This is a genomic window from Micromonospora gifhornensis (assembly GCF_016863515.1).
Lineage (GTDB): Bacteria > Actinomycetota > Actinomycetes > Mycobacteriales > Micromonosporaceae > Micromonospora > Micromonospora gifhornensis.
Genome location: NZ_BOPA01000018.1, coordinates 184,627 through 206,895, shown reverse-complemented (window position 1 = coordinate 206,895; position 22,269 = coordinate 184,627). Strand labels below are relative to the sequence as shown.

Genomic DNA, 22,269 nt, shown 5'->3' with positions numbered 1-22,269 from the left:
CGCTCCCCGGTCGGCATCGGTCAGGCGTAGAAGCCGGTCCGCAGCTCGATGCCGTGCTCCAGCCACGCCTTGAGGCAGCAGAGCATGTTCGTCCACCCCTCGCAGTTGCCGTACGACGCCCGCTGCCCCTGCGGGGTGGGGCGCCACCCCTCCTCGGCGATGGTGACCAGGGTGCGGTCCTCCCCCAGCGGCTCGAACTCCATGGTGACGGTCGTCTGGTAGGCCCCGGTCGATTCCTCACCGTCGTCGGCCGCCCAGCGCAGCACGATCCGTCGGTCCTGCTGCACCTCGACGACCTCGACCGGGAAGGCTCCGGGGAAGTCGGCGAAGTCCCAGCTGACGGTGGCGCCGGCGGCCAGGCGTCCCTTGGCTCCCCCGGTGGTGAAGTAGCGGGAGAGCTGCTCCGGGTCGACGACGGCCTCGAACACCTCATGCACCGGACGGCTGATCCGGCCGGCGATCTTGAACCGCAGGTCCATGCTGATCTCCTCACGCTGACATGTTGTATTTTTATAACATGTCAGACGGTCGCGCCGAGCCCGACAACCCGGACCAGGATCTGGACGAGGTGTTCAAGGCGCTCGCCTCACCGACCCGTCGGCGCCTCCTGGACCTGCTCAAGGACCAGGCCCGCACCACCGGCGACCTGTGCGAACGGCTGGCGCCCCTGGACCGGACCACGGTGCTGCAACACCTGCGGGTGCTGGAGGCCGCCGGGCTGGTCATCGCCCACCGCAAGGGGCGCGAGCGGTGGAACCACCTCGACCCGCTGCCGATCAAACGCATCCACGACCGGTGGATCGGCGCGTACGCCAGCGCGGCGGTGGACAAGCTCGCCGCACTGAAGTCCACTCTGGAGCGATCGACCCCGCGGTAACCGCCAGCTCATGACCCTTGACACTCCGATGTGTCTGCACGAAGATCAATGTCATGCGAAGCGCCTTTCTGACGAAGCGAGGTCACATCGACCTCCTGCGCGTCGCCAGCGCTGCCTGTCGACCCTGCCGCTGACGCCGGGTCATCCCCCTTCCTGCCCGCACGGGCGATCCCCTGCCGTAGGTCTCCGGCCCTACCGGCACGCCCGTATACGGCATTCGCTTCATCCGACAGGAGAGCTGTCCATCGTGCACACCATGTCCGTACGCCTGGCCACCGCCGGGCTCACCCTCGCCCTGCTGGGTACGGCGGCCTGGGTCGCGCCGGCAAACGCCTCGGCGTTGCCGGCGGTACCCCCGTCGTCGCCCGGCATCCACCAGATCACCGGTTACCCCCGGCAGAACGTGCTTCCGGTCTGGCCGGCCAACCCCGCCGACGCCTCCATCCCGATCGGCGTCATCCCCTACCACGAGATCGCGCCGAAGCTGAACGCGTTGCAGGCCGCCAGCAACCGGGTCTCCGCCCGGGTGGCCGGCACCTCCAGCGGCGGCTACGACCTGTACGCGGTCGTCGTCACCGCCCCGGAGTCGCGGCAGCAGGCCCGCCAGCAGGAGGAGTGGAAGCGCCTCATCGAGGAGGACCCGGTCCGGGCCCGCACCGACCGCAAGCTGCTGGCCGGGTACAAGACGCCGTTGTTCGTCAACGCCAACATCCACGGCAACGAGTGGGAGGGCACCGACGCGGCGCTGCGGGTCATCGAGGAGTTCGCCACCAGCCGTGATCCCGAGGTGACCCGGCTGCTGGAACGCAACCGGCTGATCTTCAACGTGACGGCCAACCCGGACGGCCGGATCGCCGGCACCCGGGCCAACGGCAACGGCTACGACCTCAACCGGGATCTGACCATCGTCTCGCAGCCGGAGACGAACCTGATCCGCGAGCTGATCATCGACACCAAGCCGATCATCACGCTCGACCTGCACGGCTACGTCAACCCGACGCTGCTGCACCCGAGCACTCCGCCGCACAACGTCAACAACGAGTACGACCTGTTCATCAAGCACGCCCTGCCGAACGCCCTCGGCATCGAGGAGGGCCTGCGGGCGCTGGGCTACGCCGAGACGCAGCGGGCCCGCATCCCGTTCCGCGACGACGCGCCGGGGGTGTGGGACGACTTCCCGCCGATCTACGTGCCGTCGTTCGCGTTGTTGCAGAGCAGCATCCCGTACACCATCGAGGCGCCGCTCAACCCGCGCGGGACCAACCTGACCCCGCAGGAGCGGGTACGGCGCTCGGGCATCAACACCGACGTGCACGAGGTGGCGATCAAGTCCTCGCTGCGCTACATCCAGGACCACCGGAACCAGCTGATCTTCGACCAGGCGGAGGTCTACCGGCGCGGCTGGGCCGGTGAGCCGCTGCGGGACATCCCCGACGGCTACGTGCCGGGCTGGGGCCCGGAGGACAACTACCAGACGGTCTTCCCCCGGGCGTACGTGATCCCGACCGGTGCCGGGCAGCGGTCCGAGCCGGCCGCCGCGCGCCTGGTCGACCTGCTCATCGGCAGCGGTGGCCGGGTGTGGCGGGCCAAGCACGCCTTCCGGGCCAACGGCACCAGCTACCCGGCCGGCTCCTACGTCATCGACCTGCACCAGCCCAAGCGGGGCCTGGTCAACTCGCTGCTGGAGCCGGGCATCGACCTGACCGACCGGGTGGACGACCTCTACGCCGGTCCGGCGGCCTGGAGCCAGGGCCTGACCTGGGGCGCCACCGTCGACACGCTGTGGGACGCCAAGCTGCCGAAGGTGCAGCTGAAGCAGGTGTACGACGGGGTGGCCACCGGCACCCTGCCGCCCGCCAGCGCCGACGTACGGCTGAACATCCAGGACGCCGCCGACCTGCTGGTGGTCAACTCGCTTATCCGCAAGGGCCTGCGGGTGCACCGGCTCGCCGACGGGTCGGTGGTGGTGCAGACCACCCCGGGCAGCCGCAAGCTGCTCCAGGATGCGGTCAAGACGCACGGCGTCACCTTCGAGCGGGCTCCGGCGCGTTGGACGGGTACCCCGCTGGGCGAGATCGTCGTCGGTTACCTGGGCGGTGTCGAGGCACGGGACACCCTGGCCGCCCTCGGCTTCGCGACCCGGGCGGTCACCGCCGCGACGCTTGCCGACACGCTTACCGACGACGTCGACGTGCTGCTTGTGGCGAGCAGCCTCAACGTGGCGAACCTGACCGCGACCAACCGGGCCGCGTTGGACGCCTTCCTGGCGCGTGGTGGCGGCGTGGTCGGCCTCGGCACCGCCGGGGCGAGCTTCGGCAACGCGACGTCGCTGTTGAGTGTCACCGCCACCGCCGGGCCGTCGCTGGCCAGCGGGGTGGCGAACGTGGTGAACCGGGGTGGTCCGGTCACCGCCGACGCCAGCGCGTACAGCTTCATCAGTCAGCCGGTCTGGTTCACCAACCTCGGCGCCGGGGTGAGTGTGGAGCAGTCGTACGCGGCGGACCCGCTGCTGGCCGGCTGGTGGGCGAGGACCGGGGCGAACGGGCAGACCGCTGCCGCGAACCAGGCAAGCATCGTGCGCACGGTGAGTGCCGGCGGCAACGGGGTGGTGCTCTTCGGCACCAACCCGACGTTCCGGCTGCACCCGAAGGGGCTGCACCCGCAGCTGGGCCGGGCCCTGCTGTGGGCCGCGCGACCGTGAGCTGAGCGTGCTGCGGGCCCCGGCGCTCTCGCCGGGGCCCGCGTCGTCATCCAGCCCTGGAAGATTGGGCCGAATGGCCTGGTCGCCGGGGGTTCGGGGCGGACATCATGGGGACATGACGGCCCGTAGACCGGATGCCAGGTGTCCGCTCCGCCCCGGGCAGCCGTGCACGCTGTGTCAGCTGGACGTGACCGGGCCGCAGGACTGCCCGCTGGTCTACCTGGTGATGACCGACGAGGAGTTGCGCGCCGGGACGCACCGGGCGTCCACCAGCCGCAGCGCGTTGGCGCCGGCGACCAGACGGCGCTCCGCTTCGTCGAGCCCGGCCTGAGTCAGGGCCGTCTCGACCCGCTCGCGGCTGGTCTCGCGCGCACCGATCGGCCAGTCCCCGCCGACGAGCACGTGGTCGGCGCCGAGCAGGTCGGTGGCGAACCGGATCGCGGCCGGGACGAAACCCATCGTGTCCAGGTAGACGTGGGCACGCTGCGACGCAGGGGCCGCCGCCGTGATGCGCTGCCCCTCGTCCGTCGCGGCGGCCAGGGACAGCCCGGCCACCCCGAGCATCGGGAACACCACGTGCAGCCCGGGCAGCTCGGCCAGCACCCCGTCGGCCAGCAGCGACAGCAGCGCGGCGGCGTTCATGGTGCCGCGGGCCAGTGAGGTGCCGAACCGGCCGAGGCCGGCGAAGGCGAGGGTCATCGCCGCCGGGCTGATCGGGTGGGCGAAGACCGGCACACCCAGTTCCGCCGCGACGGTGAGGGTGGGCCGGGCCTGGGCCGCACCGAGCAGCTGCCCGTCCGTGGCGCAGTCGACCACCAGCCCGGACAACCCCAGCTCGCGGATGGCGCGGACGGCCTCCTCGGCGGCGCGGTCACCGGCGAAGGCGTCGATGGTGGCCAGGCCCCGCAGCCGCTGCGGCGCGGTCGCCACCGCCTCGGCGAGGTGGTCGTTGAGCCGACGCATGTCGTCCGGGTGGGTGCGTTCGCCGTGCGGGGTGAGAAGGGCCGGTGGTGCGCTGAGCACCCGCAGGTCGACCCCGCGCCGGCCGGCCTCGGCGAGCAGGCCGTCCAGGTCGGCGATGCGGCGGGCCAGTACGCCCCAGCGCCGGGCCAGTTCGGGCGCGGCCTGGTGCGGAGGCAGCGCCGAGTAGGCCGGGCAGGCGTAGTGGGTGTGGAAGTCGGCGACGAACATCGACGGCATCACAGGTCGATGAAGGTGTACGTGAAGCCGCGCTCGGCCCGGTGCACGTACCCGGCGGCCGGGAACGGGAAGTGCGTCGGCACCAGCAGGTCGCCGGAATCGGCGACCCGCTCCAGCAGCCGACGCCGCTGGTCGGCCGAGTCGCCCGGCACGACGCAGTACCGGATGCTCCACTCCGGGCGTTCCAGTTGCACCCCGTGGTGCAGCATGTCGCCGGCGAACAACGCCCGTCGACCGGCCGACTCGACCACCAGGTAGACGTTGCCGGGGGTGTGCCCGAACGCGGGCACCAGGTGGATCTCCGGGCTGATCACGTGGTCGGCAGGGATCAGGTCGAGCACCCCGGCGTCGCGCAGCGGCAGGATGCTGTCGGCGAGGTAGTCACCCGTGCGCGTCATGGCCGCCGCGCCCTCGGGGCCGGTCCACCAGTCGTACTCCTCGCGGACGACCAGATAGCGGGCGTTGGGGAAGGTCGGCACCCAGCCGCCGGCGCCGTCGGAGCTGGTGGCGAAGCCGACGTGGTCGACGTGCAGGTGGGTGAAGACCACCGTGTCGATGTCGTCGACGCTGACACCGGCCCGCGCGAACTGTTCCAGGAAGGGCCGGTCGGCGCGGTCGAACACGCCGCCGTTGCGGGGTTTGCCGTTGCCGCCACCGGCATCGACCAGGATCAGCCGGTCGCGGGTCTTCAGCAGGTGGGCCTCCTGGTTGAGCACGATCCGGCCGTCGCGGGTCCACGGCTCGGTCGTGTAGAACGCGCCGTCGGTCCAGGACTCGGTCGCCAACTGGGGGAAGAAGTCGGTTGGGAGGGGGAAGTAGTCGACCTCGCGGATCGGGAACACCTCGACGTCGCCGACGCCGAACGACCAGAGCGGGCCGTCGCCGCCGCCGGTGTCCTGCCAGCGGGGCGCGGTGTCGGGTTGTGGGCTGGTCATGGGGCCACCTCTTCCAGGTGCGGTGTGCGGCGTACCTGCGCGTAGACCTGGGCGCGCAGCTCGCCGAAACGGGCCGATGAGCGGGTGCCGAGCTGGTCGCGCTCGGCCGGCAGGTCGATCGGGAACTCGGCGATGACCCCGGCCGGTGAGGCGCCGAGGACGACCACGCGTTGGCCCAGGTAGACCGCCTCGTCGATGTCGTGGGTGACGAACAGGACTGTCATCGCGTACCGGTGCCAGAGGCGGGCCAGCAGATCCTCCAGGTCGCCGCGGGTCTGGGCGTCGACGGCGGAGAACGGCTCGTCCATCAACAACAGCCGGGGCCGGTACGCGATGGCCCGGGAGATGGCGACCCGCTGTTGCATGCCACCGGAGAGCTGCCACGGGTACGCGTCGGCGGCCTGGCCCAGGCCGACGGCGTCGAGCGCCTCGGCGACGAGTTCGCGGCGTTCGGCACGACCGACGCCCTGGCTGCGCAGCGGCAACTCGACGTTTTGTCGGACGGTCTTCCAGGCGAACAGGCTGCGCCCGTACTCCTGGAAGACCACGCCCAGGTCGGCGGGGGGTTCGGTGACCCGTCGCCCGGCCAGGTAGACGTCCCCGGTGGTGGCGGGCAGCAACCCGGCGATGATCTTCAACAGGGTGGTCTTGCCGCAGCCGGAGGGGCCGACCACGGCGACGAATTCGCCGTCGTCGACGGTCAGGTCGACCTGGGCCAGGGCATCCACCGTGCGCTCCCGCGCCCGGTAGGACTTGCCCAGGTCGACGATGCGCAGCAGTGCGTCGTCGGTGCTCACCACGACTCCTCTCGTCCGGTGGCGCCGCGATGCCACCGCAGGGCGCGCCGCTCGATGGTTTCGAAGACTTTTGCCAGGCCGAAGCCGAGCAGGCCGAGCAGGAGCACGCCGCTCCACATCTCGGGGATGGCGAAGGTGCGCTGGAAGCGGATCACCGTGAAGCCCAGCCCGTCGGTGCTCATCAGCATCTCGCTGACCACCATCACGATGAGCGAGATGCCGAGGGCCTGCCGCGCCCCGGCGAAGACCTGCGGGGTGGCGGCGCGCAGGATCAGCCCGTGCCGGGTCCAGGCCCGCAGCCGGTAGGCGGCGGCGGTGTCGAGTTGGACCTCGTCGACGGCGCGTACCCCGTCGGCGGTGTTGAGCAGGATGGGCCAGACCGCACCCACCGCGATGACGATCAGCTTGGTGGCGTCGCCGATGCCGACGGCGACGAGCAGCACCGGGATCAGCACCGGGGCGGGCAGCACCCGGAAGTAGGCGAGGATCGGGCTGGTCAGGTCGCGTACCACCGACCAACGGCCGACCAGGTAGCCGACGCCGACGCCGACCAGCAGCGCCGCGGCGTATCCCGCGGCGAGCCGCCGCAGGCTGGGCAGCACGTCACGGACGAACACCTCGGAGAACCACACCTGACCGAACGCCTCGACGATGCGGCTCAGCGGCGGCAGGAAGATGCTGGTGCTGTCCGCGCTGAACACCCACCAGGCGGTGAACAGCAGCACCGGCAGGCCCAGGGCGAGGCCGACACCGCGAGCTCCCCGGTTCAGGCCGGCGACGACGGTTGCCTTCATCGGGCCGCCACCTCACGCCGGGTCGCCACGTGCCAGTGCAGCAGTCGTCGCTCGGCCAGCCGGGCGGCCATGTCGAGGGCGATGCCCACCCCGCCGGTCAGCAGCACCAGCGCGTACATGCCGGTGAACTCGCCGGACTCCTGGCTGGACCAGATCAGCTCGCCGAGGCCGGCGGCGCCCATCACCAGCCCGCCGGTGATGGCCAGTGCGAGGGCCACCGAGACGATCAGCCGCAACGCCGTGCCGAGGTACGGCAGCACGCTCGGCCAGGTGACGTGGACGATGCGGCCCAGCCGGCCGAGCCGGATGGTGCGGGCGGTGTCCACGGCCACCTGGTCGACGTCGCGCAGACCGTAGAGCACCTGGAACAGCACGATCCAGAAGCAGGAGACGGCGACCAGCAGGACGGTGATCTGCGCGACGTCGAGCACCAGCACCAGCACCGGGATCAGCACGATCGACGGGACCGGGCGCAGGAAGTCCAGGGTGGACGAAGCGGCGCGCAGCAGCCACGGCACCGAGCCGACGGCGAAGCCGACCACGATTCCGGCCACCAGCGCGATCAGCAGGCCGACAGCCGCGACCAGCAGGGTGCGGCCGGTCGCGGTCCAGAACCGCGCCTCGGTGAGCAGTTCGGCGGCGCGTGGGGCGATGGCCGTCAGCGGTGGCACGTGCAGCGGTGAGAAGACCGCCCGGGTCACCGCCTCGTAGCCGATCGCGGCGAGCAGCAGCCCGAGGATGCCGAGCACCCGGCGGACGGTGGGGCCGGCCGGCCGCCGGGTGTGGGCGGACGTACGACTGCCGGTGGTCACGGCAGGATCAGCTCGTCGAGGTCGGGTGTGGTGTTGATCAGGCCGTCACGTCGGGCGTACCCGGCCAGTTTCTCGGCGGCCTGTCGGCTCACCTCGTCCCGCCAGCCGGTGATGGTGATCCTGGCAGCCACCTCCGGGGTGATCTGGGTGAAGGTGGGGATCTTCGCGCGGACCTCGTCCTCGTGCTCGCGGGCGTAGGCGTACGCCTCCCGGATCGCGGTGCGGAACGCGGTGACCACCTCGGGCTTGCGCGTGACCAGGGCGCCGGAGGTGTACCAGGCGGAGACGGTGAGGTCTTCGGCCAGGTCGGTGAAGCCCCAGCCGATCGGCACCGCGCCCTGCGCCCTGGCTGCGGACAGGAACGGCTCGACCACCCAGGCGCCGGCCACCCGGCCCTCGCTGATGGCGGCGGGCACCTGCGGGAAGGGGATCTCGACGAGCTTCAGGGATTCCGAGTCGCCGCCGTCGGCCCGTACCGCCTCCCGGGCGGCGGCTGCGGCGATGTTGGTCAGGATGTTGACCGCGACGGTTTTGCCTTCGAGCTGTCTCGGGCTGGTGATGCCGGAGTCGGCGGCCACCACCAGCGCGCCGTAGTCGGCGCCGGCTTTGCCGGTCGAGGCGGACGCCGGCACCACGGCCTTGACGTCCAGGCCCTGGGTGCGGGCCACGATGAGGGTGGTGAGGTCGCCGGTGGCGAAGTCGACCTTGCCGGCGAGCACCGACGGTACGGAGGTCAGGTCGGAGGTCTCGGTGTCCACCTCGACCTTCAGGCCGTGTCTGGCGAAGATGCCCTTGTCCTCGGCGAGGTAGATCGGGGCGAGGTGACCCAACGGCGACGAGGCCAGGGTGATGGTGGTCAGGCCGTCGTCCGTACCGGCGGCGTCGGCGTCGTCGTCCGAACCGCAGCCGGTCACGGCGGCGCCGAGCAGCGCGGCGGCGAGCAGCCCGGCGGCGCCACGGCGCAACGTGGTGGGAAGGCTGAGGTGACCGGTGATCCGGGTCGTGCGGAACATGGTTGATCTCGATTCTCAGGTCGTGGAGGGGTTTGGCGACGCCGGGTCAGAAGCGCAGGCGCAGGTCGAGGTCCTTGACGTGGTCCGGGAAGGGCGTCACACCGCCGAGGGCGAGCGCGCCGAGGCTGGATTCGGCGGCCTCCTCGATGGCCACCACCAGGCTCGCGGCGTGCTTCGCGTCGTCTCCGGCGACGAGCAGGCCGTGGTTGCCGAGCAGCACCCCGTACGTCTGCGGGTGGGCCTGGTACGTCTCGGCGATGGTGCGGACCGCCTCGGCGGTGCCGCGGGGCGCCCAGGGCGCGACCGGGACGTCGACCGCCTGGCCGTACACCAGCAGCGCCTCGTAGCGGGCGGGGAGGCTGACCGAGGCGAGGGCGTAGCTTGTCGCGTGCGGCGAGTGGGTGTGGATGACCGCGTTGACGTCCGGGCGGGTGCGGTAGACGCCGACGTGCATCTTCAGGATGGCGGCCACCGACGGGCTGGGCGCGCCGTACCGCACCTCGCCGTCGAGGTCGACCACGACGACCTCGTCGTTGACCGTGCGCAACGCCGGTAGACCGACCCGCAGGTCGCTCGCCGGCCAGGGACGCAGCAGTTCACCGGCGTTGACCGCGAGCAGGTTGTCGTGTCCGGGCAGGCGGACGCTGATGTTGCCGTGGCCGCTGGCGGACATCGCCGAGGCGGCGAAGATCCGGTTGATTCCGGTGGTCAGGTCGGTGCGCGCGGCGGCCAGTTCGTCGGCGCCGAACGGGGCGTGACGCAGCGTCGAGGGTGTGGGGGTGTGCAGAGTCATGGCGTAGCAGCCTTGTCGTCGATGGGGGTGTGCCGGATCCGCGCGCCGTGCGGCGCGCAGGCGGTGATCAGGGTTGTGGCGAGCACAGGCAGGACGCAGCGGGATCCGATGCGGGTGTGCGGGAAGCCCAGGGCTGCCGGCAGCGTCCGACGGCGGCGTGGGGTGGGCCCTGCTGAAGGATTGGTGCCGCGCCGATTGCGGCGTCGGCGACCCGCTACCGGGTCAGCGGCCGGGACAGAGCGCGCTGCCGGTGCGGCCGTAGTCGACCGCGCGGCGGGCGGTCAGCAGCAGAGGCATAACCCTAGTATGCCCGTAGGATTTATGGGCGATCAAGACGGGTGGGCCTGTGACCTGCGCCCCAGCGCCGCCGGCCGGGACTCGCGCTGCGCGAGACGGTAGAGTCGGTCACACCACTGCCGTACGGTGAGACGATGATCGACCCGGTGAACACGATCCGTCAGGTGTGCCTGGGGCTGCCCGAGGTCAGCGAACGTCTGAGCCATGGCACGCCGACCTGGTTCGTCCGCGACAAGAAGTGCTTCGCGCAGCTGTGGCCGGACGGCCACCACCACAACGATTTCCCGCACCTGTGGTGTGCGGCGCCGCCCGGCTCGGCCGCCGAGTTGATCGCCGCGGACCCGGACGTCTACTTCCGGCCGCCCTATGTGGGGCATCGCGGCTGGGTGGGCGTACGCCTCGACACCGGCGTGCAGGCCGACGAGGTGGCCGAGGTCATCGAGGACAGCTACCGGGTCGTGGCACCCAAGACGCTGGTGGCCCGCCTCGACGCGGCCGCCGCACCGGGCTGAGCACGTGGTGGGCCCGACGCCACGGTCGGGCCCACCACGGTCAGGTCACTGCAACGACACGTCGTCGAGGTAGAAGCTGTCGGTGCCCGAGGCCGTCTCGACGTAGAAGCGGGCGTTGGACAGGGTGCCGCTCCACGACACGGTCGCCGTACCGGTGAGCTGGGTCCAGCCGTTGGCGTTCACCGTCGCCGCCGGGGTGAGCTGGACGTAGCTCGTGGCGCCGTTGGCGGTCACCGCCAGGGTCGGCCGCACCGACGGCGTGCCGCTCTGCGACCGCACCCACAGGGTCGTGGTGTACGTCCGGCCGTTGGTCAGCGCCGAGGTCACGTCCTGGCTGGGGCCGTTCCACGATCCGGTGCGCCCGGAGTGCAGCAGCGACCGCGACCCGCTGCGGACGACTGTGGTGGCCGACGACAGGGTTCCGCTGCCGAACACCGACCAGCCGGTCGTGCCGTTCTCCATGGTGCCGTTGGCCAGCAGGTTTCCGCCGCTGCCCGAGCCGGCGGTGAACCGCCAGTTGTTCAGGTTGAACAGGTAGCCGCTGCCGCCGGTGAAGCGCAGGTAGAGATCGCGGGTGCCGGTGGCGCCGCTGACGGTGCACGAGGTGTTGGCCCAGTTCTGCCAGCCGCCGGTGCCGGCCACGGCACAGCTGCCGACCAACGGGCCGGTGGCGCTGTCCAGCCGCAGCTCGATGGTGCCGCCGCTGGTGGCCGAGGCGACCCGGGCGGTGAACGACGACGCGCCGGTGCCGAAGGCGACGCCCCGGACCCGGATCCAGTCGCCGTTCTCGATGAACCCGACGTTCACGCCGCCCTCGCTTGACGCTTCGGTCTCGATGCCGTTGCCCCAGTTGATGGTCTCGGCCTCCTGGGTGACGTACGGGTTGAGGGTGCCGATCTGGGGCGCGCCGGCGGTGGTCATGTTCATCACCGGGATCGATCCGTCGGCGTTGTAGGAGAAGCGTTCCACCGCCACCGAACGGGTGTAGCCGCTGCCGCCGGGCAGGGCACCGTTGTGGTAGAAGAAGTACGAGTTGCCGGCGTAGTCGATGATCCCCGGGTGGTTGGTGAAGCTGGCGCCCTGCCGGGGCATGACCGTCCCCCGGTAGGTCCACGGTCCGGTCGGTCCGGGTGCTGTGGAGTAGCCGATGAACTCGCTGCAACACTCGGCCGCGAAGACGTTGTAGTAGACGCCGTTGCGCTTGTATACCCAGGGACCTTCCTCGTACAGCGTCGGACGGCTGGAGTTGCCGGTGCGGGTGCCGAAGCCGGCGGTGGTCAGCGGGATCTGCGTCGGGCTGCCGGAGAACGAGATCATGTCCTGGTTGAGCCGGACGTACCACAGGTTCGGGTTGCCCCAGTAGAGGTAGGCCTGACCGTTGTCGTCGATGAAGGCGTGCGGGTCGATCTCACCGTTGCCGACCAGCGGGCGGCCGAGCGCGTCCCGGAACGGGCCGGTAGGTGAACTCGACACCCCGACCCCGATGACCATCTGCCCGTTGGACCGCTGCCGCACCGGCACGTACCAGTAGAACTGGCCGTTGCGGGCAACCACGTGCCCGGCCCAGGCGTTCGCGTCCGCCCAGGCGAACGTGCTCAGGCTCATCGGCACCCCGTGGTCGGTCCAGTTCGACATGTCCGTCGTCGAGAAGACCCGCCACTCCTTCATGGTGAAGTACGTCGAGGCGTCCTCGTCGCGGCCGGTGTAGACGTAGAGCCGGCCGTCGTGCACCAACGGCGCCGGGTCGGCGGTGTAGACGTGCTGGACGAAGGGGTTGTCCGCCTTCGCCGGTGCGGCGAGGAACGTCACGAGCATCAGCGGGACGGCCAGCCAGGCGAGCCACCGTCCGACCGACCGGCCGCGCAGGGGTACGGGTTCCATTGTGGACTCCTGAGGGTGGTGGAAGAGGTCCGACGCCCAGCCGGTCCGGGACGGGACCGCCGCGCGGGGCGGGGTGGGGCGGGACCACGACGTCGACAGCCGGTCGAGCCAACCGAAAACGGCGAATGTTAGCGCCAACATCGGGTCATCGGCCCTCTTGGCTCCCGCACGCGACGCTAACATGTGAGCGATCACATAACAAGAAGTCCGTCGATGCCTGCCGTCCCGCCGGTGCAGGGTCGGCCGGTGGCGGGTGCGGGCGCCCGACCAGCGGCCGGATACGGTGGCAGGCATGGCGAGGGTACGGGTGACGGTGTGGTCGCACTGACCTGGCACGGACACAGCACCGTGTGGCTCGAGGACTCCGGCACCCGACTGCTCACCGACCCGCTGCTGCGTGACCGGCTGGCCCACCTCCGCCGTCGACGTGGTCCGCTCCCCCGGCTGCCCGGTGCACCGGACGCCGTACTCGTGTCGCACCTGCACGCCGACCACCTGGACTTCGCGTCGCTGCGCCGGCTGCCCGCCCGGACCCCGCTGGTGGTGCCGGCGGGCGCCGCCCGGCTGGTCCGCCGGGTCCTCGGCCCGGCCGCCGGCACCTGCACGGAACTGTCGCCGGGCGAGCAGATCACCATCGGCCGCGTCACGGTCCGCGCCGTACCCGCGCATCACCATCCCGGCCGTGGCCCCTGGTCCCGGCAGCAGGCACCCGCCATCGGCTACCTGATCGACGGCCAGGCCCGCACCTGGTTCGCCGGCGACACCGGCCTGTTCGACGAGATGGCCGACCTCGGGCCGGTCGACCTGGCGCTGATCCCGGTCGGCGGATGGGGTCCCACCCTCGGGCCCGGTCACCTCGACCCGCCGGCGGCGGCCGAGGCGGTACGCCGCGCCGCCGCAGCCTGCGCGGTGCCGATCCATTACGGCACCTTCTGGCCGATCGGCTGCGACCGGATCCGCCCCGACCGGTTCCTGCACCCCGGCGACGACTTCGCGCGGCACGCCGCGGCCCTCGCCCCGGGCACCCGGACAGTGGTGCTGTGCCCGGGTCAGTCCGTCACCGTGCGTCAGTCGTGACCGCCACGCTCGGCGCACTGGCCTGGCTCACCGTGGTGGTGCTGTTCGGCGCCGTCGTCCCGGTGGTGCCGACCGGCGCGGCGGTCTCCGGCGCCGCCGCGCTCGCCGCACACCAGGATCCGGTGACCGTGCTACTCGTCGTGCTCGCCGGGGCGATCGGGGCGTACGTGGGTGACCTGGCGGTCTACCTGGCGATGTGCTGGGGCGGGGAGCGCTTCGCGCGGCGGCTGCGCTGGCTGCGCGGCCCGAACCGGCTCGACCGGGTGTCGGCGCGGGTACGCGAGGGCGGGGTGACGATGTTCCTGGTGTCCCGGCTGATCCCCGGCGGGCGGTTGCCGGTGCTCCTGGCGGCGGCGGTGTCCGGGCTGCCCTGGCGGCGTTTCGCCGTGGCCAACCTGCCGGCCAGTCTGCTGTGGTCGGCCCTGTACGCCGCGATCGGCGTGCTCGGTCGGGCCGTCTTCCCCGAACCGTGGCAGAGCGTGGTCGCCGCGATCCTGATCGTGGTCCTGATCAGCCAGGCACTGGGCTGGTGGGGACGCCGACGCCCGCTGCCGGTTCCGCCACCAGCGTCACCGGCTCCGCCGGCCTGACCGGCCTGGTCGGACTGGCCGGGCCGGTCGGGTTAGCCGGGCTGGTCGGGTTGGCCGGGCCGGTCGGGTTAGCCGGGCTGGTCGGGTTGGCCGGGTTGTCGGGTTGGCGCAGGCCGAGCCGGTGCAGCCAGCGGAGCAACTGGCGGTGCACCGCGTCCGGTCCGACCAGTTCGCCCTCCTGCGGCCAGGCGGCGGGATGGATGAGCACGGCCTCGTTCTGCCACCCGCCGAGCCCGCCATGGCTGCCCACCAGTTCTTCGAACGCCGGCACCTCCTCGAGGCCGGGCTCCACCGCACTGATCACCACCAGGTCACCGACGTGCGCCATCTGCTGGTGTCGCAGCAGGTCGTGGCGGGCTCGCGGCCCGTAGGGCGTCAGCGGATCGTCGCCGTCGACCTGGCCGTCGGACAGCCGGTGGACTCCCGGCGCGCCGATGGCCAGCGGGCCGGCGGCGGAGTCGACCACCACCAGGCCGATGCCGGGATGAGCGGTCAGGCCATCGATCAACCCCGGGGCCACCGCGTCGACGCGGTCGCGGGTCAGTCGCCCCGGATGGTGGGCGAGGTAGATCATCGCCAGGTTGCCGGAGGCCACCACCACGGTCTCCGGTTCGTTGCGGTCGACGGCCGGCGCCGGCTCGGCCGCCTCCGGCGCTCCGGCCGCCGAGCGGGCCGCCACCCGGGTCGCCGTGGCGGTCATCCCGCTGCGGCCGGTGACCTCGGTGAGCAGCCGGTCGACCCGCTCCCACGTCTCGGGGCGGCCACCCGGCTCGTCGTCGACCGGCGCCGGCAGGATCTCCTGCGTGGCGGTCAGCCGCCGCACCAGCTGGGTCAGCGATTCGCCGTAGCGCTGGCGGAACGTGGCACCCTGGCTCTGCCCGTGGTCGCTGAGCACCACGACGTGGTAGCGCCGGGCCCCCTCGGCGGCCAGCCGGTGCAGGATGCCGAGCGTGTGGTCGAGTGTCTCCAGGGCCGCCATCGCCTCCGGGCGGGCCGGGCCGGCGTGGTGGGCCACCTCGTCGTAGTCGACGAAATCGCAGAAGATCACCGGTGCGCCCCGGGCCATCTGCTCGGCGATGAGCGCGACGTTGAGGTCGCTGAGCAGACTGGCCAACGGTCGCAGCGCCAGGTAGGAGCCGCCCCGGTCGGCTCTGGGCTGCACGCCGCGTACCCGCCGCCGCCGTGCCCCGTGCACTTCCCGCAACACCTGACCGGCACCGAGCACCACCGCACGGGCGAAGCCGTACGGGCTGGTCATGAAGGCCGCGTAGCCCGGGGTGGACCGCCCGGGCAGCCCGGCACGACTGATGGTGAACAGGCTGGTGGGAGCATCACCGGAGAAGGCGGTGCTGATGCTGACGCCGCCGTCGCGCAGCAGACCCCGGCCGGTGGACACCCGCCGCTCGACCTCTGCCGCGTCCCGGGGACGGCTGGTGACCACGAGCCGACCCGGTTCACCGTCGGCTGTCGCCTTCTCGTACCACCGGTAGGCCGGCACGTGGTCGACCTCGCCGTACAGCAGACCCGCCTGCGCGGCGGGGGTGGTGGCGGGCAGCCCGGTGTGCCAGCGGGTCATCCGGTGACTGCCCGACCGCAGCCAGCTACCGATGGTCGGCAGGTTGCCCGCGCGCACCGCCCACTGCACCACCGGCGCGGCCACCCCGTCGAGCTGGATGATCAACAAACCGTGGGCCGGTTCGGCGTCGTCGGTGGACGTGGCAGCGGCCCGACGCCACGGCCGCCAACGTGGGCGGCCGTCCAGGCTACGACGGACCCGACTCATCAACCGCCGCATCTCGCTGACGAACGAGTCGTCGGTGCCGGCGTCGGCCAGCCAGTTGACCATCGCGGCGAGCGCCACGGCCAACCAGGCGGCGGCGAACGCCACCGGGAACCCGGCCACGTGCGCCTCGGGCGCCAGCCGCAACGCCACGTACATCACGATGGCCTGGACACCCACCCCGATGGCCAGGGCACCGAGCCCGCCGAGCGCGGTGGCCAGCGCCAACAGCAGCGGGCGCAACACCGCACCGACCGCGGTGACCAGGCCGACCAGCCACAACAACCCGACCAGGCCGGTGGTGGTCACCCCGGGCAGCAGCCAGAACGTCGAGCTGAGCACCACGAACGAGGTCACCATGCTGCGCAGCAGCGCCCGCATCCGGGCGAGGGTCGGGCGATGGTAGTCGCGCAACATCCGCAGGCCGAGCCGGACGGTCTCGGGTTGAGCCTGTCCGGCAGCCACCTGCGGTTCCATCCCGCCACCATGCCACAGCCGAACCAACAAGATCCAAAAGGCCGGGCGGTGGACGGTGTCGGCGCTCAGCCGGACCGACGGGTCGGCCAGCACCGCACCGCGAGGACACCGGCCAGCAACGCCACACCGACGAGGTGGATCAGGCGTACGCCGGTGGCGGCGGGAAACGACGCGCCCGGCAGCATCGGCACCGTGACCAGGCCCACGGCGGCGACGACGGTGACGGCGCCCCAGAATGCCTTCGGGCGAGTGGCCCGCTCGGGCCTGTCCGCTCCCCTGGCGTCGGGCCGCCCGAGACGGGCCAGGCACCAGATCGCGACGACGGCACCGAGCACGGTGCTGGTCAGATCCGACACCGTCCACCAGGCGACGTCGGTGACGCTCGACCAACGGACACCGAACACCACAAGCAGCCAGTCGTCGGTGTGGGTGAGCCAGTCCCAGGCAAGGTGGCTGGCCGCACCGAGCAACGCCGAGGTGACGGTGACCCACAAGCGATGGCCGCCGCCCGCCGGCGCTCCGTCGACCCACCACCCGAACCGGCGATTCCGCGGCAGGTGTGCCGCGACAGTGCCGATCGAGGACCGGAAGATCCAGGCGTACGCCAGTGCCACGGGTAGGCACCACCAGAGCAACGCGGGCCAGGTGTGCGTGTCGGGAAAGCCGGGCCCGTCCGCCCGGTGCATCAGGTGTGCCACGTCCGGTGCCACGGCACCGCTCGACAACGCCACCCCGTCGAACCATCGTGGCCGCCACAGCTTCAGCGGCAGGACCGCCGCCAGATGCGAGGGCAAGGTCAACGGCACCGCGGAAGTCTAGTGGTCGGTGCCCGTCAGCCGAACCGGTCGTCGACCTCGGCCGCGACCGACTCCGGGAGGCGCATCCGCCAGGCGTCGGTGACGAGTTCGGCGAGACGCTCGGCGTCCACCCGCGCCAGTCGCAGCATGACCAGGGGCAGCCCGTCGTAGCCGGGGGTGGTGAAGAAGGTTTCCGGCTCACCCAGCAGCAGCGCCTGCTTCTCGGCCTCGTCACCGACGTACAGCACGGCGATGTCGGTGCGGATGGTGCGGGGCTCGCCCGGGCGACGCTCAGGATAGGACCAGACGAAGCCCTTGTCCGCGACCCGGAAGTCGAAGCCGTCGCTGTCGATCTCCACCACCTGGGGCAACGCCAGCGCCAGGCGCCGCACGTCGTCGGCGTCAGCCATCGTGGCTCCCACCGGACACAGCCTGCTGCATGCCGCCAAGGTTAGTGCGTGGGTCCGACATCACGACGTCGGCCGCGTACCGACCTGCGCCGACGGGTGCGACGATAGGCTGTCGTCGTGTCCACGCCGGCTCTCGACGCACTCGCCGCAGCCGGCCTGCGCCACCAGGTCGTCGAACACGGTCCGGTCCGCAGCCTCGACGAGGCCGCGGCCGCCCTCGGCGTGGCGGTTCCCGACGTGGTGAAGACCCTTGTGGTGCGCCGCGGCGACGACGACTACCTGTTCGTGCTCGTACCGGGTGACCGGGTCATCTCGTGGCCCCGGCTACGGGCGCTGCTCGGGGTGAACCGGCTGTCCCTGCCGGACGCCGACACGGCCAGGGCGGTGACGGGCTACGAGCGGGGTGCCATCACCCCCTTCGGCGCGACGACCCGATGGCCGGTCGTCGCCGACGAGCGGATCCGGGGCCGCACGATCACCCTCGGTACCGGCCGACACGGTACGGCGGTGCTCGTCGAGGCCGACGCCGCTGTGGCAGCACTCGCCGCCACCCTCGCCGACATCACCGACCCCGCCGCCTGACAGCGGACCTGCTTCCAGCGGACGGTGATCGACTCCGTTTCGTTGAAACGGCGGTATCCCACCACTGCGTACCCCGCCGTTTCGGCGAAACGGCGCGCCGCGGCAGCGGCCCGGTGCTGGCGCGGCCCTCCCCCACGCCACGCTTCTTGGCGCTGGCCTTGATGTGTTCGTACTGCCGTTCCCGCTTGGGACTCGATCCTGCTGGCATCGTTTCCTCCACACGACCTGGGACGGGGAGTCCTTCCGGTGCAGACATGCCCAGGTCCACCCGGGCCAACCACATCGACGATCGACGTGCCGATGCTCTCCTCGACCGGATGGGCGCAAGGACGGACCGGGTGGTGCCGTTGGTGCGGGGCCGGCCGTGAGCACTGATTCGTAGGGAAACACCGGATTCGACGTAAGGCCGGACGGCATAGCGTCGGAGGATGCTCAGAACTCCGTTCGCGGGCCGGCTCGGCGGCCGGTTCGACGCGGTCGCCGTGCGCCGCTGGGTGAGCGGCGCACTGGTCCTGACCTGCGCTGTCGTGCTGACTGCCGGATGCAGCGCGGTCAAGCTGCCAGGTGGCGGCGGGGACGCCGACGACCGGTACGGGTACGCCCCGAAGCCGGACGACTCCGTGGTCTACCAGCCGGACGTGGTGCTCGTCGAGGGCGGTGGCAAGGCCATCCGCTCGGTCAGTGACGACGGGTTCACCTATGTCGTCGACGGTGACGCCCCCGGCGCGGACGAACTCCAGCCAGGCAAGATCATGTTCGCCACCAGTCAGGCGGTCGGCCGGGTGGTACGGGTGGAGAAGTCCGGCGGCGACCGGGCGGTCACCCTGGCCCCGGTGCAGTTGACAGATGTGGTCCGCGACGCGGACATCACCTTCGACCAGCCGCTCGACCTGACCGCGCAGCAGTTCAGCCCCCTGCCCGACCTGCTCGGCGAGGTGGTCGAGGAGGACGCACCGGCAACCCCCGTCCTGCCCGACGCGGCGGACGCCACCGGCCTGACCGGCAACGCCATCGGCCTGGGCGGGGGCATGGGCGGCGGCACACTCGACCTGCGCGGGGGCACAGGCGGCGCGCTCGGGCTGGGCGCGAACGAGAGCGAGCTGTCCGACCTGCGGATCGCCGTACCCCCGATCGTGCTCGGGCCTGCTCGCGCACCCGGCGGCGGCGGTGCGGCCCACAGCATGGAACGCAAGATCGGCGGGTGGGGCGTCACCGCCTACCTGGGTCGTACCAAAGTGGGTCTGACCGCGCAGCACAGCACGGCGGCCTCCGGCCTCAAGGTCGACTTCGACATCCAGTTGCTCCTCGACAACCTGCGGCTGTCGGGCAACGTGAAGGTGACAAACGGGGTGATCCCCCATCCTCGGTTCCGCATCGACGGGGTGCACGGCCTCGCCATCACCGTCGCGGCCGGCGCGCAGGGTGGGCTGAGTGACAACAAGAAGGCGCGGATCGAGCTACCGATCGAGTTGTCGCAGCCGATCATCATCGGCGGCTTCCCGGCGACGCTCAAGCAGACGTTCAAGTTCCTCGTCCAGACGGCGTTCACCGCGAAGAACGGCAACATCTCGGGCACCGGCCGGTGGGGCCTGACCGGACCGATCGGCTACGAAGGAGGCTCGGTGCTCACCCCGACCTTCTCCGTGCAGGAGAGCATCATGCAGTCGCTGCGGGGGGTGTCGGTCGGCGTCGAGGCAATCGTGGTGGCCGCGGAGTTCCGTTTCGGTCTGATGCTCGGTCTGCCGGTGGCCGGCGCCGGGCCGTTCGTCGGCGTGGTGGCCTCGCTGGGGCTGACAAACGGTTCGGCGGCCGGTCGGGTGGGTCTGCCGTTGGCCGGGCCGGCGGTGAAGTGTCGGGGCACCACGCTCGTGGTGACCGCGCGGGCCGGTGAGGGCCTCAACGTCTCCGCGCCGTTGGCCAAGGCGATCGAGGTCGTGCTCGGGGTGCCGATCCCGAAGGAGGCCACCTTCGTCAGCAAGGACATCATCAACCGCACCGTCGTCGAGCCGGACGTACCCCTGTGTCGGGACTGACACCGATCACCAAGGGCTCCGGCCCGGCGGGGAGACCGCCGGGCCGGAGTTTGTAGTGCTGTTGACAGGTACCGGATCAGTGCTTGTGCACGCCGCCGGTGACCTTGCTCTTGTGGACGTGGCAGTGCTTGTGGTCCATGTCCTCGGTCTTGACCTTGCCCTTGACGGTGCTCTCCACGATCGACACCACCGAGGCCTTCTTGGCGTCGATGGAGCCGTTCACCGTCGAGTTGAAGATGATCAGGCCAGCGCCTTCCTTGACCTTGATCGAGCCGTTCTGGGTCGCTCCGTCCATGCAGGTGATGCCGGACTTGACCTCCAGGTTGCCCTTCTTCTGCTTACCGGTCAGCACCTTGGTGCAGGCCGGGTAGCTGGGCTGGGTCTGCGGGTTCAGCTCCTCGAAGGCGATCGCCCGGGCGTTGTTGGTACGCGGGTCGTCCAGCTTGAGGACGTCCAGGCCCTTCTGAATGTCGTTCGAGTAGATGTAGCCGTTGTTCCAGTACGCCGACCAGGATCCACCGAGGATGTTCCGGGTGTCCGACAGCGGACCCCGCTCCCAGTAGGCGATCTCGAACGGGTTGGCGGAGTCGGTGAAGTCGATCACCGAGATGCCGCCCTGGTACCACGCCTGGACCATGATGTCGCGGCCCATGGCCGGGATCAGCGAGCCGTTGTGGGCAACGCAGTTCTCCCGGGTGCTGTTCTCCCGCGGGATCTTGAAGTAGCTCTTGAAGACCAGCTGGCGGTTGGCCCCGGAGCCGACGATGTCGTAGATCGCGTTCGCGCCCTGGTTGTCCCGGTAGGCGGGGGTGCAGATCGCGCCGCTGCCGCCACCGAGCTCGTCGGTGAACAGCACCTTGGTGCCGGCGTTGTTGAACGTGGCCGAGTGCCAGAACGCGAAGTTCGTGTCCTGGACCTGGCTCAGCACCACCGGGTTCTCCCGGTCGGAGATGTCCATCAGCACACCGTCACCCATGCAGGCGCCGGCCGCGAGGTCCAGCTCCGGGTAGGCGGTGATGTCGTGGCAGCCGCTGGTGCGGGCGCCGCCGCCGTCCGGGAAGAGCACCGGAGTGGACACCACGGAGGCGCTGGTCGGGTTCGCCAGCGGAACCTTGATGATCGAGATCTTGTCGTGCGGCGTCTTGCAGTACGCCGCGGTCGCCGACGGGCTGTAGGACTGGACGTAGACGTAGAGGTCCGTCGCCTTGACCGTCTTGGCCTTCGGGCCCTTGCCGACGACCTTGTCCTTGCCGGGGACCAGCGTCAGAGTGTGCGAACCGCAGTCGGTGCGGACCGACTTGATGTACCGCGGGTTCGCCTTGTCGCTGACGTCGAAGATCCGGACGCCCTCCCAGTGGTCCGGGTTGGCCACCGAGCCGGCACCGCTGTTGCACGAGTCGTCGCTGCGGGGCGAGTCGACCGCGAAGAACAGCAGGTTGCCGAAGACCGACGGGTCACCCTGCCCACCGGGGCAGACGACCTGGCTGACCACCTGCGGCGAGGCGGGGGTGCTGACGTCGTAGACGGTGAACCCGTTGTAGTTGCCGGCGAACACGTGGTCGCCCTGGAAGGCCAGGTCGCTGTTGTACGAGGACTCGGCGGCGAAGGCGCCGAGCTTCGGCACGTTGGCGATCTGGGTGAGGTTGGTGCTGCTGACGATCTCGTCAACGCCCGGGATCACGTTCGCGGCGGCGCTTGCCGGCGCCGCCGCGACCGTGCTGAGGAGGAGGGCGCCGGTGGCGGCGAGGCCGAGGACGGCCCTCCGCTTCCCTCGCGCGGTCGGTTGTGACATGTAGTTACACCCTTCGTCGTGGGTGAATTGGGGGTAGCGGGACGATAACCTGCGGCACCGGGAATTTTTGTGATTTGGGCCACAGTAGACCGAACGCCATGATCACGATTAGGCAACAC

Annotated in this window: 21 protein-coding genes and 1 pseudogene; 9 read left to right on the top strand and 13 right to left on the bottom strand. The window is 71.0% G+C overall.

Annotation, left to right across the window (positions count from 1 at the left end):
- Nucleotides 1–20: 20 nt before the first annotated feature.
- Nucleotides 21–479 (bottom strand): SRPBCC family protein, encoded by a 459-nt coding sequence (locus tag Vgi01_RS13375; RefSeq protein WP_204291215.1) that lies wholly within the window; start codon nt 477–479, stop codon nt 21–23.
- A 38-nt stretch (nt 480–517) separates the two neighbouring features.
- On the opposite strand from Vgi01_RS13375, the gene Vgi01_RS13370 reads away from it, so the two are divergent.
- From Vgi01_RS13370 to Vgi01_RS31410, 4 genes are all read left to right on the top strand, one after another.
- A complete protein-coding gene (locus Vgi01_RS13370) occupies nt 518–877 on the top strand; it encodes an ArsR/SmtB family transcription factor (protein WP_204291214.1) in 360 nt (119 codons plus the stop codon).
- A gap of 53 nt (nt 878–930) precedes the next feature.
- The gene (locus Vgi01_RS31415) at nt 931–1,011 is read left to right on the top strand and encodes a putative leader peptide (RefSeq protein ID WP_353505506.1); all 81 of its coding nucleotides are present in this window, start codon (nt 931–933) and stop codon (nt 1,009–1,011) included.
- Nucleotides 1,012–1,133: 122 nt separating this feature from the next.
- Nucleotides 1,134–3,578 carry a M14 family zinc carboxypeptidase gene (locus Vgi01_RS13365; protein WP_239088935.1) on the top strand — a complete coding sequence of 815 codons (2,445 nt, stop codon included), beginning with the start codon at nt 1,134–1,136 and terminating at the stop codon, nt 3,576–3,578.
- A 73-nt stretch (nt 3,579–3,651) separates the two neighbouring features.
- The gene (locus Vgi01_RS31410; RefSeq protein WP_373306947.1) at nt 3,652–3,909 is read left to right on the top strand and encodes a DUF6767 domain-containing protein; all 258 of its coding nucleotides are present in this window, start codon (nt 3,652–3,654) and stop codon (nt 3,907–3,909) included.
- Here the strand turns inward: Vgi01_RS31410 and Vgi01_RS13360 are convergent.
- The 7 genes from Vgi01_RS13360 to Vgi01_RS13330 are packed head-to-tail and all read right to left on the bottom strand — an operon-like array spanning nt 3,795 to nt 9,922.
- Nucleotides 3,795–4,778 (bottom strand): amidohydrolase family protein, encoded by a 984-nt coding sequence (locus Vgi01_RS13360; RefSeq protein WP_204291212.1) that lies wholly within the window; start codon nt 4,776–4,778, stop codon nt 3,795–3,797. The two genes, Vgi01_RS31410 and Vgi01_RS13360, sit on opposite strands and share 115 nt — an antisense overlap.
- A complete protein-coding gene (locus Vgi01_RS13355) occupies nt 4,778–5,713 on the bottom strand; it encodes an MBL fold metallo-hydrolase (protein ID WP_204291211.1) in 936 nt (311 codons plus the stop codon). Before Vgi01_RS13355 ends, Vgi01_RS13360 begins: the two co-directional genes overlap by 1 nt.
- Nucleotides 5,710–6,510: an ABC transporter ATP-binding protein gene (locus tag Vgi01_RS13350; RefSeq protein ID WP_308441778.1), complete on the bottom strand. Its 801-nt coding sequence runs from the start codon at nt 6,508–6,510 to the stop codon at nt 5,710–5,712. The genes Vgi01_RS13355 and Vgi01_RS13350 overlap by 4 nt, the downstream gene beginning before the upstream one ends.
- Nucleotides 6,507–7,304, bottom strand: coding sequence for an ABC transporter permease (locus Vgi01_RS13345; protein ID WP_204291209.1), 798 nt, complete (start codon nt 7,302–7,304; stop codon nt 6,507–6,509). The genes Vgi01_RS13350 and Vgi01_RS13345 overlap by 4 nt, the downstream gene beginning before the upstream one ends.
- The gene (locus Vgi01_RS13340; protein ID WP_204291208.1) at nt 7,301–8,116 is read right to left on the bottom strand and encodes an ABC transporter permease; all 816 of its coding nucleotides are present in this window, start codon (nt 8,114–8,116) and stop codon (nt 7,301–7,303) included. Before Vgi01_RS13340 ends, Vgi01_RS13345 begins: the two co-directional genes overlap by 4 nt.
- A complete protein-coding gene (locus Vgi01_RS13335) occupies nt 8,113–9,129 on the bottom strand; it encodes an ABC transporter substrate-binding protein (protein ID WP_204291207.1) in 1,017 nt (338 codons plus the stop codon). Before Vgi01_RS13335 ends, Vgi01_RS13340 begins: the two co-directional genes overlap by 4 nt.
- A 46-nt stretch (nt 9,130–9,175) precedes the next feature.
- Nucleotides 9,176–9,922, bottom strand: coding sequence for a class II aldolase/adducin family protein (locus tag Vgi01_RS13330; RefSeq protein ID WP_204291206.1), 747 nt, complete (start codon nt 9,920–9,922; stop codon nt 9,176–9,178).
- A gap of 431 nt (nt 9,923–10,353) precedes the next feature.
- On the opposite strand from Vgi01_RS13330, the gene Vgi01_RS13325 reads away from it, so the two are divergent.
- Nucleotides 10,354–10,731, top strand: a complete 378-nt coding sequence (locus Vgi01_RS13325) for an MmcQ/YjbR family DNA-binding protein (protein WP_204291205.1) — start codon at nt 10,354–10,356, stop codon at nt 10,729–10,731.
- 45 nt (nt 10,732–10,776) lie between these two features.
- Here Vgi01_RS13325 and Vgi01_RS13320 read toward each other — a convergent pair whose 3' ends face one another.
- Nucleotides 10,777–12,612: a family 43 glycosylhydrolase gene (locus tag Vgi01_RS13320; protein ID WP_204291204.1), complete on the bottom strand. Its 1,836-nt coding sequence runs from the start codon at nt 12,610–12,612 to the stop codon at nt 10,777–10,779.
- Nucleotides 12,613–12,825: 213 nt separating this feature from the next.
- On the opposite strand from Vgi01_RS13320, the gene Vgi01_RS13315 reads away from it, so the two are divergent.
- The gene (locus Vgi01_RS13315) at nt 12,826–13,689 is read left to right on the top strand and encodes an MBL fold metallo-hydrolase (protein WP_239088934.1); all 864 of its coding nucleotides are present in this window, start codon (nt 12,826–12,828) and stop codon (nt 13,687–13,689) included.
- Nucleotides 13,686–14,279: a DedA family protein gene (locus Vgi01_RS13310; protein ID WP_204291203.1), complete on the top strand. Its 594-nt coding sequence runs from the start codon at nt 13,686–13,688 to the stop codon at nt 14,277–14,279. The genes Vgi01_RS13315 and Vgi01_RS13310 overlap by 4 nt, the downstream gene beginning before the upstream one ends.
- Here the strand turns inward: Vgi01_RS13310 and Vgi01_RS13305 are convergent.
- From Vgi01_RS13305 to Vgi01_RS13295, 3 genes are all read right to left on the bottom strand, one after another.
- Nucleotides 14,200–16,536 (bottom strand): alkaline phosphatase family protein, encoded by a 2,337-nt coding sequence (locus tag Vgi01_RS13305; RefSeq protein ID WP_204291202.1) that lies wholly within the window; start codon nt 16,534–16,536, stop codon nt 14,200–14,202. The two genes, Vgi01_RS13310 and Vgi01_RS13305, sit on opposite strands and share 80 nt — an antisense overlap.
- Nucleotides 16,537–16,601: 65 nt before the next feature.
- The gene (locus tag Vgi01_RS13300) at nt 16,602–17,342 is read right to left on the bottom strand and encodes a DUF4184 family protein (RefSeq protein WP_204291201.1); all 741 of its coding nucleotides are present in this window, start codon (nt 17,340–17,342) and stop codon (nt 16,602–16,604) included.
- Nucleotides 17,343–17,368: 26 nt separating this feature from the next.
- The gene (locus Vgi01_RS13295; RefSeq protein ID WP_204291200.1) at nt 17,369–17,743 is read right to left on the bottom strand and encodes an MmcQ/YjbR family DNA-binding protein; all 375 of its coding nucleotides are present in this window, start codon (nt 17,741–17,743) and stop codon (nt 17,369–17,371) included.
- 117 nt (nt 17,744–17,860) lie between these two features.
- On the opposite strand from Vgi01_RS13295, the gene Vgi01_RS13290 reads away from it, so the two are divergent.
- Both Vgi01_RS13290 and Vgi01_RS13285 read left to right on the top strand, forming a co-directional pair.
- Nucleotides 17,861–18,325, top strand: coding sequence for an aminoacyl-tRNA deacylase (locus Vgi01_RS13290; RefSeq protein ID WP_204291199.1), 465 nt, complete (start codon nt 17,861–17,863; stop codon nt 18,323–18,325).
- Between the two features lie 428 nt (nt 18,326–18,753).
- Nucleotides 18,754–20,358 (top strand): hypothetical protein, encoded by a 1,605-nt coding sequence (locus Vgi01_RS13285; protein ID WP_204291198.1) that lies wholly within the window; start codon nt 18,754–18,756, stop codon nt 20,356–20,358.
- A gap of 376 nt (nt 20,359–20,734) precedes the next feature.
- Here Vgi01_RS13285 and Vgi01_RS13280 read toward each other — a convergent pair.
- Nucleotides 20,735–22,150 (bottom strand): annotated as a pseudogene (locus Vgi01_RS13280) (LVIVD repeat-containing protein); the annotation flags it as partial.
- Between the last annotated feature and the right edge of the window lie 119 nt (nt 22,151–22,269).

Coding starts and splice junctions, on each gene's coding strand:
- Vgi01_RS13315 (WP_239088934.1), top strand. CDS start 12,826: ATGCCTGCCGTCCCGCCGGTGCAGGGTCGGCCGGTGGCGGGTGCGGGC.
- Vgi01_RS13320 (WP_204291204.1), bottom strand. CDS start 12,612: ATGGAACCCGTACCCCTGCGCGGCCGGTCGGTCGGACGGTGGCTCGCC.
- Vgi01_RS13305 (WP_204291202.1), bottom strand. CDS start 16,536: ATGGAACCGCAGGTGGCTGCCGGACAGGCTCAACCCGAGACCGTCCGG.
- Vgi01_RS13375 (WP_204291215.1), bottom strand. CDS start 479: ATGGACCTGCGGTTCAAGATCGCCGGCCGGATCAGCCGTCCGGTGCAT.
- Vgi01_RS13330 (WP_204291206.1), bottom strand. CDS start 9,922: ATGACTCTGCACACCCCCACACCCTCGACGCTGCGTCACGCCCCGTTC.
- Vgi01_RS13345 (WP_204291209.1), bottom strand. CDS start 7,304: ATGAAGGCAACCGTCGTCGCCGGCCTGAACCGGGGAGCTCGCGGTGTC.
- Vgi01_RS31415 (WP_353505506.1), top strand. CDS start 931: ATGCGAAGCGCCTTTCTGACGAAGCGAGGTCACATCGACCTCCTGCGC.
- Vgi01_RS13355 (WP_204291211.1), bottom strand. CDS start 5,713: ATGACCAGCCCACAACCCGACACCGCGCCCCGCTGGCAGGACACCGGC.
- Vgi01_RS13370 (WP_204291214.1), top strand. CDS start 518: ATGTCAGACGGTCGCGCCGAGCCCGACAACCCGGACCAGGATCTGGAC.
- Vgi01_RS13325 (WP_204291205.1), top strand. CDS start 10,354: ATGATCGACCCGGTGAACACGATCCGTCAGGTGTGCCTGGGGCTGCCC.
- Vgi01_RS13335 (WP_204291207.1), bottom strand. CDS start 9,129: ATGTTCCGCACGACCCGGATCACCGGTCACCTCAGCCTTCCCACCACG.
- Vgi01_RS13295 (WP_204291200.1), bottom strand. CDS start 17,743: ATGGCTGACGCCGACGACGTGCGGCGCCTGGCGCTGGCGTTGCCCCAG.
- Vgi01_RS13285 (WP_204291198.1), top strand. CDS start 18,754: ATGCTCAGAACTCCGTTCGCGGGCCGGCTCGGCGGCCGGTTCGACGCG.
- Vgi01_RS13365 (WP_239088935.1), top strand. CDS start 1,134: ATGTCCGTACGCCTGGCCACCGCCGGGCTCACCCTCGCCCTGCTGGGT.
- Vgi01_RS31410 (WP_373306947.1), top strand. CDS start 3,652: ATGGCCTGGTCGCCGGGGGTTCGGGGCGGACATCATGGGGACATGACG.
- Vgi01_RS13360 (WP_204291212.1), bottom strand. CDS start 4,778: ATGCCGTCGATGTTCGTCGCCGACTTCCACACCCACTACGCCTGCCCG.